The sequence below is a fragment of the Metabacillus rhizolycopersici genome (assembly GCF_020075705.1).
In genome coordinates this window covers 20,713-34,675 of sequence record NZ_JAIQUM010000005.1, presented here as the reverse complement: position 1 = coordinate 34,675, position 13,963 = coordinate 20,713, and the positions used below count along the sequence as shown (strand labels likewise).

Sequence of the window (13,963 nt, the reverse complement as noted above, 5' to 3'; positions counted from 1 at the left end):
GGTGAAAAAAGATCCTAAAGATATAAGAGTTGTTGTTGGGATGTCAGGTGGAGTTGATTCCTCTGTAGCGGCGCTTCGTTTAAAAGAGCAAGGCTATGATGTCATCGGTATATTTATGAAAAATTGGGATGACACAGATCAAAATGGAGTATGTACGGCGACTGAGGATTATAATGATGTTATAGAAGTATGTAACCAAATTGGTATTCCATACTATGCAGTAAATTTTGAAAAGCAATATTGGGACAAAGTTTTTACGTATTTCTTGGATGAATACAAAGCAGGTAGAACACCAAACCCTGATGTCATGTGTAATAAAGAAATCAAATTCAAGGCATTTTTAGATCATGCGATGTCATTAGGTGCAGATTATTTAGCGACCGGTCATTACGCACGTGTTGAATACCGTGATGGTGAATACAAAATGCTGCGTGGTATTGATGAAAACAAGGATCAAACGTATTTTCTTAATCAATTAGGTCAAGAACAGCTTTCAAAGGTTCTTTTCCCATTAGGTGATATTGAAAAACCTAAGGTTCGGGAAATGGCGAAAAAAGCGAATCTAGCTACTGCGACGAAGAAAGACAGTACGGGCATTTGCTTTATCGGTGAAAGAAACTTCAAAGAATTTTTAAGTGGATATTTACCGGCACAACCAGGTGTCATGCAAACCCTTGATGGCGAAGTCAAAGGAAAGCATGACGGTCTTATGTACTACACAATTGGTCAACGTCATGGCCTTGGAATCGGTGGTAGTGGTGAACCGTGGTTTGCTGTTGGTAAGGACTTAGAAAAAAATATTTTATACGTTGACCAAGGTTTCCATAATGAGCTTTTATATTCTGAGTCTATCATTGCAACCAATGTAAGTTGGGTTTCAGATCAACCTGTTAAGGATTTGTCTTGTACCGCTAAATTCCGTTATCGTCAGGAAGATAATGAGGTTACGGTAACGATGATTGATGCAACAACAGCAAAAGTTACGTTTAAGAAGCCAATTCGTGCAATTACACCAGGACAAGCGGTCGTATTTTATGATGGTGAAGTATGTTTAGGTGGCGGAACGATTGACGATGTGTTTAAAAATGGTGAAAAAATATGGTATGTTGGTTAATCGTACGATAATATAGAAAGGGGTTGACACATTGGAATGAGTCAGCCCCTTTTATCTGTGTTATCGATTTAACCTGTAAATCAAAGAAGCGGAGTTAAGTCTCGCTTTCTTTACATAATAATTAACTTTTGAAAGTAGGTATAAAATGGATTTAAATCAACGTGGAATAGAAGCAATGCAGAACGGCAATTTCGAGGAAGCAGCAACGTTTTTTTCTGAAGCAATCGAAGCAAATCCGAATGATGCAGTTGGATATATCAACTTTGGTAATCTCTTATCGGCAGTAAATGAACCTGAAAAGGCCTTAAAGTTTTATGAAAAAGCACTAGAATATGATGCTGAAGCAGCAACTGCCTATTATGGGGCAGGAAATATTTATTATAATCAAGAAAACTTTAATGAAGCGAAAAATATGTATGAAAAAGCTTTGAAAAAGGGACTGGATCAAGGGGACTTGCATTATATGCTAGCGATGAGTCTAGTAGCAATTGATCAAAGTCGTTTAGCTTTGCCCTATTTCGGGCGTGCTGTTGAATTAAATGAAGAAGATTGTGATGCAAGATTCCAACTTGGCCTTTGTCTTGCTCAACTTGATTTTGTCGATGAAGCAATGGTGCAATTTCAAACTGTTGTGGAATTGGACGAGGATCATGCTGATGGATATTATAACCTTGGCGTAGCGTATGCATTTAAAGAGGATGCAACGAAAGCAAAAGAAATGCTTGAGCGAGCTTTAACGATACAACCGGATCATTTACTTGCAGGCCATGCATTAACAATCATCAATGAAAATAACATCCAATAATAATGTAGATCGTGAGGTAGAAGGGAGAACAGTTTCATGCAGGAAAGTGCTGATTTATTTGGGGAAAATGAACGTTATGTGAAAGGGCTAGTAAAGGTTGTCATTTTTCACAATGAGCAAAACTTATACTCAGTTTTAAAAGTAAGAGTTCATGAAACAAGTGAAAATATTGAAGATAAAGAGATAACTGTTACAGGTTACTTTCCACTCCTACATGAAGATGATACCTATACCTTTTATGGAACACTAACGAATCATCCAAAGTTTGGCCTGCAATTTCAAACAGAGCGCTTTCGAAAAGAGATCCCCCAAACGAAAGAAGGAATCATCCAATATTTATCAAGTGATCTATTTAAAGGGATTGGGAAAAAGACTGCAGAAGTCATTGTTGAAAAATTAGGCGAATCTGCGATTTCAAAAATCCTGCAGAATCCTGCTATATTAGATGATATTCCGAAACTGAATAAAGATAAAGCGAAGCAATTAGTTGAGGCACTTGTTTCACACCAAGGGCTTGAGCAAATTATGATTGCACTAAATCAATTCGGTTTTGGCCCACAGCTTGCGATGAAAATTTATCAGTCCTATCAAGATCAAACATTAAAGGTGATTCAGGAAAATCCATACCAATTGGTTCATGATGTTGAAGGTATTGGATTTGTACGAGCTGATCAGTTAGGGCAACAGCTTGGTATTTCTGGGAAAAGCTCGGAACGAATAAAAGCAGCATGCCTTTATAACATTGAGCAATTGAGCTTGCAGGAAGGACATGTTTACCTTACTCAAGAGCAACTGATTGTAAAAACGAGAGAATTACTTAATCATTCGACTCAGGAGCTAATACATGAGACCGACATTGCAGCTGTAATCATTACTTTAGGAACCGAAAAGCAAATAATTATCGAAGAGGAAAGGGCCTATCTTCCATCTCTTTACTATGCTGAACAAGGTTTAGTGAAAAAGATTAATAAGGTTCTTGAGCAAACGGAATATAATGATCTTTTTCCAGAGTCCGAATTTTTGCTATCACTTGGCAATCTTGAAGAGAGAATGAGTGTGCAATATGCACCGACCCAAAAGGATGCAATCCAAAAGGCTTTAATGTCCCCAATGCTATTATTAACTGGTGGACCCGGAACTGGAAAAACGACTGTTATTAAGGGCATCGTCGAGTTATATGCTGATTTACACGGGTGCTCACTTGATCCAAAAGATTATAAAAAGGAAGAACCATTTCCAATATTGCTTGTTGCACCAACAGGACGTGCAGCAAAACGTATGAGTGAAGCAACAGGTATGCCAGCTGTTACGATCCACCGTTTATTAAAGTGGAACGGTGCTGATGGCTTTGAACATGATGAAGACAATCCAATAGCTGGAAAGCTTCTTATTGTTGATGAAGGATCAATGGTTGATATATGGATAGCTCATCAATTGTTTAAAGCATTGCCAGATCAAATCCAAGTTATTATGGTTGGGGATGAGGATCAGCTTCCATCTGTTGGTCCTGGACAGGTACTTCGGGATTTATTAGCTTCAAATAAAATCCCAACCGTTCGATTAATGGATATTTACCGCCAAGCAGAAGGGTCGTCGATTATTGAGCTTGCACATGAAATCAAACAAGGGAAATTACCACAAAATATTACCGTACCGACATCTGATCGATCATTTATTCAATGTTCGCAAAGTCAAATGAAAGAGGTCATTGAAAAAGTGATTAAGAGCGCAATAAATAAAGGATATACTGCAAAGGATATTCAAGTATTAGCGCCCATGTACAGAGGACCAGCAGGAATTGACCAGTTAAATAAATTGCTGCAGGAGTTGTTTAATCCGAAAACACCTGGTAAGAGAGAAATGAAGTTTGGGGAAGTAATTTATCGAAATGGAGATAAAATTCTCCAACTTGTGAACCAGCCAGAAAGCAATGTTTATAATGGTGATATTGGTGAGATCGTTTCAATCTTCTATGCAAAGGAAAATACGGAAAAAGAGGATATGATTATTGTTTCCTTCGAAGGAATCGAGGTTACATATACAAAACAAGATTTCAACCAATTTACCCATGCATTTTGCTGTTCGATTCATAAATCTCAGGGGAGTGAATTTCCCATCGTTGTCTTGCCAATTGTTAAAGGCTATTTTCGCATGCTACGTCGAAATTTGATCTATACAGCTATTACGAGAAGCAAACGATCATTAGTTTTATGTGGTGAAAAAGATGCCTTACAGATGGGGATTTCTAATAGTGACAGTTCTGACCGACAAACGAGCCTTATGCTAAAGCTTAGCGGATCAGTTGAGATTGATGAATTACAAAAAGAACTTCCTTTTCCGGTTCAAGATGCAAATATTGGCATGGAAAACGTTACACCGTATGACTTTATGGTCGAAAGCTAAAGATAGTAATGTTCGGAAAGGTGGAGATTACTTTGCGGACATTTTCAAAATTAAAGGGCCTTCCAGTATATAATAATAGTAATGCAGACCTGCTTGGTCATATTTGTGATTTATGCATCTCCCCTCAAGGCTTTGTTATCGGGCTGATGATGGACAGTAAAGGGTTGTTTCATCGTGATCGAATTGTTCCGATTGAATCAATTCATGCACTAGGTGAAAATGGGGTAATGGTCGACGACCGGGACAAGCTTCTTTCAAGACAGGACATGAAGGCGAAATTTACGTATAGCACCTATGATGATATTCGTTTTAAATCGGTTCTCACAAAAGAAGGCGAGAAACTCGGTTTATTGGAAGACGTATATTTTTCCGAGCAATTGGGAATAATTGAGGCATACGAATTGACGGACGGATTTTTTGCTGACATCGCTGAGGGTAAAAAAGTGGTCAAGGCATCGGGTGAACCACTAACGATAAGCAAGGATGCGATCGTCATCGATTTTTGATTCTTAAAAGAGGTGTGCCGGTTTGTTTTCATGTCCGAATTGTAAAAGCAAAGACCTAGGGAAGATTGGCGTAAATCAATTTTATTGCTGGAGCTGCTTTATTGAACTTTCTGTAGCAAAAGGAAAGATATTAACACATCAAGTTGAAGAAGATGGATCTTTAAGCTCACTTGATGATTTATTTTCTGATGATGAACGATCAATAAGCATGTAAAGGGGAGATTGTTTTGAATCGTACCTTAACTTCATTAGTATCTTTAGGGATTGGCGCTGCAGCTTATCATTTAGCACGAAATACTAACATGACTTCGAATCGTTCAATGAAAAAAATGCGCAAGCGTGTTATGAAAATGTTTTAGTAAATAAAGAGCCGACAAATAAATGTTGGCTCTTTATTTTTTCTATTCTTATCAGGAAGAAAAATCCCAGCTCAAGATTTAAGGGCAACAAAGAAAATAGATGGCAGATAATTCTCAGAAAAGTCTAGCATAATTTCTGTTTGCAAGAAAAAATTTTAAGCAATGTATAAATGACCATTTACCCTCCACACTAAAAGGAAAGAGGAGGGGATGTTATGAGAGATCAACAAATAAAATGGTTGCTAAGAATTACTATGTTGTTGCTAGGTCTGCTAACAATCTATGTGTTTTTTAAGCTTCATAACATCTGGGATCCCTTTTTTCTTATGTTTAAAGCTATATTTATCCCATTTTTAATAAGTGCTTTTATTACCTATTTATTACATCCTATTATTGATAAACTGCATCATACCGGAGTGCCGAGATCGATTTCAATCCTGATAATTTACTTTTTATTTTTTGGTATCATCGGATATGGATTTTATAAAGGAATTCCTGTACTTGTCAATCAGCTACGTGACTTGTCTGAAAATTTCCCGCAATTTACATCTACATATAAACATTGGGTGGATTCAATTCATAATCAAACAAATCAATGGCCTGATGGTATTCATGAGCGGGTCGAGGCCATGCCACAACAAGTAGAGGAATGGCTTGCGCTAACCGTTGAGAAAGTGATAAATAGTTTAAAAGGTATTTTTGATTATGTCCTTTTACTTGCGATTATTCCATTTTTAGTTTTCTATATGTTAAAGGACCATGATCAGCTTAAAAAAGCTGCCTGGTACATGACTCCTAGAAAATGGAGGAAAATTGCAATACACTTTTTAAAGGATATTGACCATTCTCTAGGAAATTACATTAGAGGGCAGTTTTTCATCTGTATTATTATCGGTGGGATTGCTTTTTTATCGCTATGGATTTTCAAAGTGAAATATCCGTTAATTTTAGGACTGTTAATTGGTCTTACAAACATTATTCCATACTTTGGACCAATTATTGGTGCTGTTCCAGCCTTCATCATTGCAGCTACGATGTCAACGAAAACCGTTATAATTGTCATCGTCCTTATTCTTGCTCTCCAATTTATCGAGGGAAACATTTTGGGACCATTGGTTGTTGGGAAAAGCCTTCATATGCATCCAATTATTATCATGCTTGCACTACTTGCAGGTGGTGAAATTGGCGGAGTTGTGGGCTTGATGATTGCCGTACCTATTGTAGTGATTTTAAGAGTAATCGTGGTTCACCTTATGGGATTAAGAAGGCATTATTGACATTTATTATTTGCTTGTCTATAATTCACGATAGAATATTGTTAAATCAATGATGGAACAAAGTATGTTGTGACCGCTCCTTTAGAGAGGAATTTCCTTGGCTGTGAGAAATTCTAGAGTAAGGACAACAGAAAGCTATTCCTAAGAGCAGAAAAAGCTGCCGTCTTTCCACGTTACGGATCATAAAGGTGATGGACTTATTTGTAAGAACAGAAAGCAACGTTTTTTTGTATTTAGCTTTCTTTTCCTGCGAAATTCAGTTCATAATCAGGGTGGTACCGCGAGCTAACTCTCGTCCCTGTGGAAAGAGGAGATTCTTTACACAGCGATGAGAGTTTTTGTGTTTTTATCCCACCTTAACGGGCAGTAAAACTCTCACTTCAAGATTCGAGAGAAGCAAAGAAGATAAGTGGAAGATAACTGCCCGTAAAGATCCGATAAGTCTCGCTAACCATCAGTGGGAGATGAGGAAAACCCCCGCTGATGGAAGTCTCGCTTTATGATAGGAAACAACGGAAAGGCCTGAAATTTTAAGGAGGATACATATGAGAAATTTACAATCAGCAGAAGTACGTCAAATGTTTTTAGACTTTTTTAAACAAAAAGGACATGCTATTGAACCAAGTGCATCACTCGTTCCACATGAAGATCCAACTTTACTTTGGATTAATAGTGGTGTTGCGACACTGAAAAAGTATTTTGATGGTCGAGTTATTCCTACAAATCCTAGAATTTGTAATGCGCAAAAGTCTATTCGGACAAATGATATTGAGAATGTTGGTAAAACAGCGAGACATCATACGTTTTTTGAAATGCTAGGTAACTTTTCAATTGGTGATTACTTTAAAGTCGAAGCGATCGAGTGGGCTTGGGAGTTTTTAACGAGTGAAAAATGGATTGGTTTTGATCCAGCAAAATTATCAGTAACAATTCATCCAGAAGATAATGAAGCATTTGACATCTGGAAGGATAAAATTGGTCTACCTGAAGAACGCATTATCCGTTTAGAAGGAAACTTCTGGGATATCGGTGAAGGTCCAAGTGGGCCAAACACAGAGATTTTCTATGATCGTGGTGAAGAATATGGCAACAATCTACAAGACCCTGAATTATACCCTGGCGGAGAAAACGATCGTTATTTAGAAATATGGAATCTTGTCTTTTCACAATTCAACCATAACCCAGACGGTACTTATACGCCACTTCCTAAGAAAAACATTGATACAGGCATGGGACTTGAGCGTATGGTCTCAGTTATTCAAGACGTTCCAACAAATTTTGATACAGATCTTTTTATGCCGATTATTCGTGCAACAGAACAAATTTCGAATAAGGTATATCGCCAAGATAAAGAACTGGACGTAGCATTTAAGGTCATTGCTGATCATGTCCGTACAGTTAGCTTTGCAATTAGTGACGGTGCACTTCCGTCAAATGAAGGGCGCGGTTATGTACTACGTAGACTATTAAGAAGAGCAGTTCGTTTTGCGAAACAAATTAACATTCATCGCCCATTTATGTACGAATTAGTTCCTGTTGTTGCAGAAATCATGGTTGATTTTTATCCAGAAGTCAAAACAAAAATAGAATTTATTCAAAGGGTTATTAAAAATGAAGAGGAACGCTTCCATGAAACATTGAATGAAGGTTTGGCTATACTGAGTGATGTGATAACCGTTCAAAAAGATAAAGGTAGTGATATCATTCCGGGTGAAGATGTATTCCGCCTTTACGATACATATGGTTTTCCTGTTGAATTAACGGAGGAATATGCGGAAGAAGAAGCTATGAAGGTTGACCATGACGGATTTGAACAAGCAATGGGAAGACAGCGGGAACGTGCACGTGCGGCGATCCAAAAGGTCGATTCCATGCAAGTGCAGGGTGGCGTACTTGGTGATATAAAGGATAAAAGTGAATTTGTCGGTTATAATCAATTAACAGTTAACGACGCTACCGTGGTAGTATTGGTACAAGGCGGGGAAGTCGTTAAGGAAGCAAACGAAGGTGAAGAAGTACAGCTAATTTTAGATAAAACGCCTTTCTATGCTGAGAGTGGTGGTCAGATTGCGGACGAAGGTGTACTAACTAGTGATAAAGTCCAAGTTAGAATTAAAGATGTACAAAAGGCACCGAACGGACAGAATCTTCATAATGTTGTCATTGAAAGTGGTACGCTTCAACCTGGTGACATCGTAACGGCAAAAGTGGTTCAAGAAAACCGCAGAGCAATTGTAAAAAATCATACAGCTACGCATTTGTTACACCAAGCATTAAAAGACGTTCTTGGAACACATGTAAATCAAGCGGGATCTTTAGTGAACATGGATCGTCTTCGCTTTGACTTCTCTCATTTTGGTCAGGTTACTCAAGACGAATTAGCTCGGATCGAACAAATTGTGAATGAGCAAATTTGGAAGAGTATTTCGGTTACGATTGAAAATAAATCATTAAAAGAAGCGAAGGAAATGGGTGCTATGGCGCTCTTTGGTGAAAAATACGGAGATGTTGTTCGTGTCGTTCAAGTTGGTGACTACAGCTTAGAACTTTGTGGAGGATGTCATGTTGATAACACAGCTTCAATTGGTATGTTTAAAATTATGACCGAAACTGGAATCGGCGCTGGTACAAGACGTATCGAAGCAGTAACAGGAAGAGCAGCATATCAATTAATTAATGATCAGCTTGAAAAACTTCAAGAAGCTGCTACCCTTTTAAAAGCTAATCCTAAAGACCTTGTTGCGCGGGTAGAGGGGTTATTAAATGAACACCGTGCACTTCAACGTGAGAATGAATCATTAACATCTAAACTCGGAAACCTTGAAGCAAGTAGCATTGTTGATAAGGCGGTAACAATCAATGGTGTGACAGTCCTTGCGGCAAAAGTAAATGCCAAAGATATGAATAGCTTACGTGGGATGATGGATGATTTGAAAAATAAACTTCAATCAGCTATTGTTGTTCTTGGAGCAGCTGAAGATGGGAAAGTTAACTTGGTAGCTGGAGTTACAAAGGATTTAGTCGATAAAGGTTACCATGCAGGTAAATTAATCAAAGAAGTTGCTGAACTGTGCGGAGGAAAAGGTGGCGGTCGACCTGAAATGGCTCAAGCTGGAGCTAAAAACCCAGAAAAACTGTCAGAAGCACTTTTATTTGTCGAAAAATGGGTAGAATCCGTTTTACAATAAGGAAAAGTAGTGTAAACTGTAGGTAGATTATCGGTCTAGCAGATTTCTTTTTTTGAATCTGAGAAAGAGGTGCGAATAGTGAGTTCATTTGATAAAACGATGAAATTTAATTTCTCTGATGAATCGGTCGAAACGAATGTAAATGAAGTGCTTTATACCGTTTACGATGCATTGCAAGAAAAAGGCTATAATCCAATTAACCAAATCGTTGGCTATTTGCTTTCGGGAGATCCTGCCTATATTCCTCGTCATCGTGATGCACGGAATTTAATTCGTAAGCATGAGCGTGATGAATTAATTGAGGAGCTAGTGAAATCTTACTTACAAAAACGGTCATGATTTATTTACGTTACATTAGTTATAAAGGAAAGTCAGAGTATTGTTACGAATCCACTCCAAAATGAAGAGAAATTAAGGAGTGGAACAAGCTAGCTCGACACTATTGATCATTTCCCTCCCTTAGTCTTTTCATAAGGTGATTTGGAAAGGGGAAATAATATTAGTGGGTTCCGTCCTTTTTCTTTATATAAAAAAATTGTGAGGCATAGTATGCGAATATTAGGATTAGACTTAGGTTCTAAAACACTTGGTGTGGCGGTAAGCGATGAGCTAGGCTGGACAGCACAAGGAATTGAAACGATTAAAATAAATGAGGAAGGCCGAGACTATAATTTAGCGAGGCTTTCCGAAATCATGAATGAACATAGTGTTGAAAAGATTGTTCTCGGCATGCCGAAGAACATGAATGGGACTATTGGCCCGAGAGCGGAAGCAAGCCAGAAATTCGCTGAGATCTTAACAAAGAAATATAATGTTCCTGTTATTCTCTGGGACGAGCGCTTAACAACAATGGCTGCAGAAAAAATGCTCATTTCGGCTGATGTAAGTCGAAAAAAAAGAAAGAAAGTAATCGATAAAATGGCTGCAGTAATGATTTTACAAGGCTATCTAGATAGCCTAAATTAAGATTTAACTATTATGATGAGGTGAACTATTTTGGAACATGGTGAAAAACAAATTACAGTTATAGATGAGAATGGAAACGAACAACTTTGCGAGGTATTATTTACATTCGAATCAGAAGAATTCAATAAGTCATATGTTCTTTATTATCCACTAGGTGCGGATGAAGATGATAGCGAAGAGGTTGAAATTCACGCTTCAAGCTTCAATCCAAACGCTGATGGTGAAGACGGTGAGCTTGAGCCAATCGAAACAGAAGAAGAGTGGGATTTAATTGAGGAAATGTTAAATACTTTCCTTGATGAAGAAGAAGAAGGAAAATAAGGATTAAGTGGTGCAAAAAGAGTTTTTTCTTTTTGCACCTTTTTGTTTTAAAGATAAGAAAGAATATAAATTTTTTGACTTAGTTTTCGTGTCTAGCGCAAGCGTCCATCCCCCTCTTGGGCCTACAGCCACGCAGGAATAGAAGGTAAAGAACACCTTCTATTCCTGAGCGTCTTATTTGCCCGAGGATGAACAAGGCCCTTGCGCTTTTCTTATTGTTTAGAAAACTATAAAATTCTTGAACTGTGGCTAAGCGCATGACATCCAGCTCCAGCGCCTAGCCCCTCGGGGTCATAAGCCACTTTTGAATTGAAGGTAAAAAACACCTTCTATTCAAAAGCGTCTTATGCCTGTCGGGTCTGACCAAGGCGCTTACGCTTTTGTTCTAAAGAAATGATAACACGCTCAAATCTGCCATCAATTATGTGTGATGAACTAGAACTAAAAAGACAATAATAAAAGCGTCATTATACGCCATTCTTTCATCAAAATATATTAATAAATTTCCACTACTTTCATACTTAATTCTCCTTTTGTGAAAAAATTGCCGAAACATAAACAACATTGTAGTATAATACTTGGGGTGGGAGGAGGAAATACATGTCTGAGATAGATTCAAACAAGAATACATTCAAAAAAAAGCTTCTAGAAAAACAAAAAGAGGCTAAAATTGTTAGGAAAATTGTGTTAACAGTTTTCATCATAGTAATAATAGCCAGTTCTGGACTAATCGGAGGTGGTTATTTATATATTAAATCTTCTTTAGAACCGGTTGACCCAACGAATCAAACTGAAGTTGCTGTGACAATCCCTATTGGCTCATCTGTTTCGCTAATCGCAAACATTTTAGAAGAGAATGAGATCATTAAAGACGCTCGTGTATTTAAATATTACATTAAATTTAAGAACGAATCAGGTTTTCAAGCTGGTAATTATAAACTAAACAGATCAATGACATTTCAAGAGATTATCGAAACAATCAAACAAGGGAAGCTTACAAGTGAGGTCGCCTTTCAAATCACAATACCTGAAGGCAGACAATTAAAAGAAATTGCTTCAATTGTGTCCAAAAAGACGTCATTTAGTGATGAAGTTATTTTAGACAAACTAACTGATAAAGCTTTTATTAACTCCATGAAGGCGAAATATCCAGATTTACTTACCGATGATATTTTTGGGAAAGATGTAAGATACGCACTTGAAGGATATTTATATCCAGCGACTTACCCATACTATAAAGAGGATCCGACAATCGAGGAAGTTATAGAGCCTATGATTAAGAAAATGGACGAAGTTGTGGCGACATACATTCCGCGCCTACAGGAGAAAAAGATAAGCGTTCATCGTTTTGTTACTTTGGCTTCGCTGATTGAAGAAGAAGCCACTGAACAAACAGATCGTGCAAAGATATCAAGTGTTTTTTATAATCGAATCGAACAAAATATGCCACTACAAACAGATCCTACCGTTTTATATGCTCTAAATGAACACAAGGATCGTGTATTATACGAAGATTTAGAGGTTGATTCACCTTATAATACGTATCAAAACAAAGGACTTCCTCCTGGTCCAATTGCAAATGCTGGTGATGTATCATTTGAAGCGGTATTATCACCTGAGGAAACAGATTTCTTATATTTCTTAGCAACTAAAGAAGGTGAAGTAATCTTCACAAAAACACTAGAAGAGCACAATAAGGAAAAAAATAAACATATAATAAATAATTAAGATGGACAAGAAGAGGGAAGTGAATTTAGTATTCGCATTCCCTTTCTTAATGTGATAGAATATATCAAGTTGTTTAGGGATTAAGTTATTATATAGTCATTTCCATGTAAAGAGTACTCATCGTTGAGGCTCTTATTTTTTGGTGTTTAGGAAATTATAAAATTCTTGAACTGTGGATAAGCGCACGACATCCAGCTCCAGCGCCTAGCCCCTCGATGTCATAAGCCACTCTTGAATTGAAGGTAAAAAACACCTTCTATTCAAGAGCGTCTTATGCTTGTCGGGGCTGATCAAGGCACTTGCGCTTTTGTTCGTGGATTAGAAAAATAATGACCTTAAAAAGCAAGATTTCCCTTTATTTAAAGATAAGAAAGTATAAATTTTTTGACTTAGTTTTCGTGTCCAGCTCCAGCGCCTAGCCCCTCGAGGTCATAAGTCACTCTTGAATTGAAGGTAAAAAACACCTTCTATTCAAGAGCGTCTTATGCTTGTCGGGGCTGAACAAGGCGCTTGCGCTTTTCTTATTATGGGCATTTCTCCCTTAATCCTAAGGTAGTGGTTTTACTGCTCGTTAAGAATGGGATAGAAATAGATGATGTACTTAATTTTCAGGAGGACAATCATGTTAAACGAAGATGTGCTAACATATATAGAAAAACTTATACCTGACAGGCCACAATATGTAAAAGAAATAGAAGAATATGCCGAGCAGCATGATGTGCCAATAATGGAGAAATCCAGTATAGAAGTGTTACTGCTGCTTCTCTCTATGCAACAACCTAAAAAAATTGTTGAGATTGGTACAGCAATAGGGTACTCAGCGATTCGGATGGCATTAAAATTACCGAATACAGAAATTTATACCGTTGAACTTGATGAAGAACGTTATCATCAAGCGAATCTGAATATAAAGGAAATGGGCCTTGAAAAACAAGTTCATACGTTTCATGGTGATGCCCTATCATTATCTGATCAACTAAATGATTATGGTCCATTCGATGCATTATTTATTGATGCGACGAAAGCGAAATATACGAAGTTTTTTGGGTTATATGAGCCCATGCTCTCAGAAAATGGCATTGTTTATACAGATAATGTGTTGTTTAAAGGAACGGTTGCGCGTGATCGTGCAGAGCTAAAAACAAGAAGACAACGAACACTTGTAAGAAAACTTAATGAGTACAATCATTGGTTATTTACGTTAGATAACTATGAAACAACAATTATTCCTGTTGGAGATGGAATAGCTATTACAAAACGGAAGTAATCTAACAACAACAGAAAGTGGAAAGGGGT

At 37.5% G+C, this 13,963-nt stretch carries 13 protein-coding genes and 1 other annotated feature; all 13 genes read left to right on the top strand.

Features of this window, described 5'->3' with window-relative positions; genetic code table 11:
• Position 1 precedes the first annotated feature (1 nt).
• The 13 genes from mnmA (at position 2) to K9V48_RS03520 (ending at position 13,934) form a co-directional block, all read left to right on the top strand.
• The gene (mnmA, locus tag K9V48_RS03580; RefSeq protein ID WP_224137005.1) at positions 2–1,114 is read left to right on the top strand and encodes a tRNA 2-thiouridine(34) synthase MnmA; all 1,113 of its coding nucleotides are present in this window, start codon (positions 2–4) and stop codon (positions 1,112–1,114) included.
• Between the two features lie 145 nt (positions 1,115–1,259).
• Positions 1,260–1,919, top strand: coding sequence for a tetratricopeptide repeat protein (locus tag K9V48_RS03575; RefSeq protein WP_224137003.1), 660 nt, complete (start codon positions 1,260–1,262; stop codon positions 1,917–1,919).
• A 36-nt stretch (positions 1,920–1,955) separates the two neighbouring features.
• Positions 1,956–4,322 (top strand): SF1B family DNA helicase RecD2, encoded by a 2,367-nt coding sequence (recD2, locus tag K9V48_RS03570; RefSeq protein WP_224137002.1) that lies wholly within the window; start codon positions 1,956–1,958, stop codon positions 4,320–4,322.
• Positions 4,323–4,354: 32 nt separating this feature from the next.
• Positions 4,355–4,828, top strand: a complete 474-nt coding sequence (locus tag K9V48_RS03565) for a PRC-barrel domain-containing protein (protein WP_224137000.1) — start codon at positions 4,355–4,357, stop codon at positions 4,826–4,828.
• 22 nt (positions 4,829–4,850) lie between these two features.
• The gene (locus K9V48_RS03560) at positions 4,851–5,042 is read left to right on the top strand and encodes a YrzR-like zinc ribbon domain (RefSeq protein ID WP_111613852.1); all 192 of its coding nucleotides are present in this window, start codon (positions 4,851–4,853) and stop codon (positions 5,040–5,042) included.
• Between the two features lie 13 nt (positions 5,043–5,055).
• Positions 5,056–5,187, top strand: a complete 132-nt coding sequence (locus K9V48_RS03555) for a YrzQ family protein (RefSeq protein ID WP_111613853.1) — start codon at positions 5,056–5,058, stop codon at positions 5,185–5,187.
• Between the two features lie 215 nt (positions 5,188–5,402).
• Positions 5,403–6,464: an AI-2E family transporter gene (locus K9V48_RS03550; protein WP_224136998.1), complete on the top strand. Its 1,062-nt coding sequence runs from the start codon at positions 5,403–5,405 to the stop codon at positions 6,462–6,464.
• 40 nt (positions 6,465–6,504) lie between these two features.
• Positions 6,505–6,767, top strand: a binding site (T-box leader).
• Between the two features lie 242 nt (positions 6,768–7,009).
• Positions 7,010–9,652 (top strand): alanine--tRNA ligase, encoded by a 2,643-nt coding sequence (gene alaS / locus K9V48_RS03545; RefSeq protein WP_224136996.1) that lies wholly within the window; start codon positions 7,010–7,012, stop codon positions 9,650–9,652.
• Positions 9,653–9,730: 78 nt separating this feature from the next.
• Positions 9,731–9,991: an IreB family regulatory phosphoprotein gene (locus tag K9V48_RS03540; RefSeq protein WP_224136993.1), complete on the top strand. Its 261-nt coding sequence runs from the start codon at positions 9,731–9,733 to the stop codon at positions 9,989–9,991.
• A gap of 210 nt (positions 9,992–10,201) precedes the next feature.
• Positions 10,202–10,618, top strand: coding sequence for a Holliday junction resolvase RuvX (ruvX, locus tag K9V48_RS03535; RefSeq protein WP_224136992.1), 417 nt, complete (start codon positions 10,202–10,204; stop codon positions 10,616–10,618).
• Between the two features lie 30 nt (positions 10,619–10,648).
• The gene (locus K9V48_RS03530; protein ID WP_224136990.1) at positions 10,649–10,939 is read left to right on the top strand and encodes a DUF1292 domain-containing protein; all 291 of its coding nucleotides are present in this window, start codon (positions 10,649–10,651) and stop codon (positions 10,937–10,939) included.
• Positions 10,940–11,539: 600 nt separating this feature from the next.
• A complete protein-coding gene (gene mltG / locus K9V48_RS03525; protein ID WP_224136988.1) occupies positions 11,540–12,667 on the top strand; it encodes an endolytic transglycosylase MltG in 1,128 nt (375 codons plus the stop codon).
• Positions 12,668–13,289: 622 nt separating this feature from the next.
• Complete coding sequence (locus tag K9V48_RS03520) at positions 13,290–13,934, top strand: O-methyltransferase (RefSeq protein WP_224136979.1); 645 nt, start codon at positions 13,290–13,292, stop codon at positions 13,932–13,934.
• The last annotated feature ends 29 nt before the right edge of the window (positions 13,935–13,963 follow it).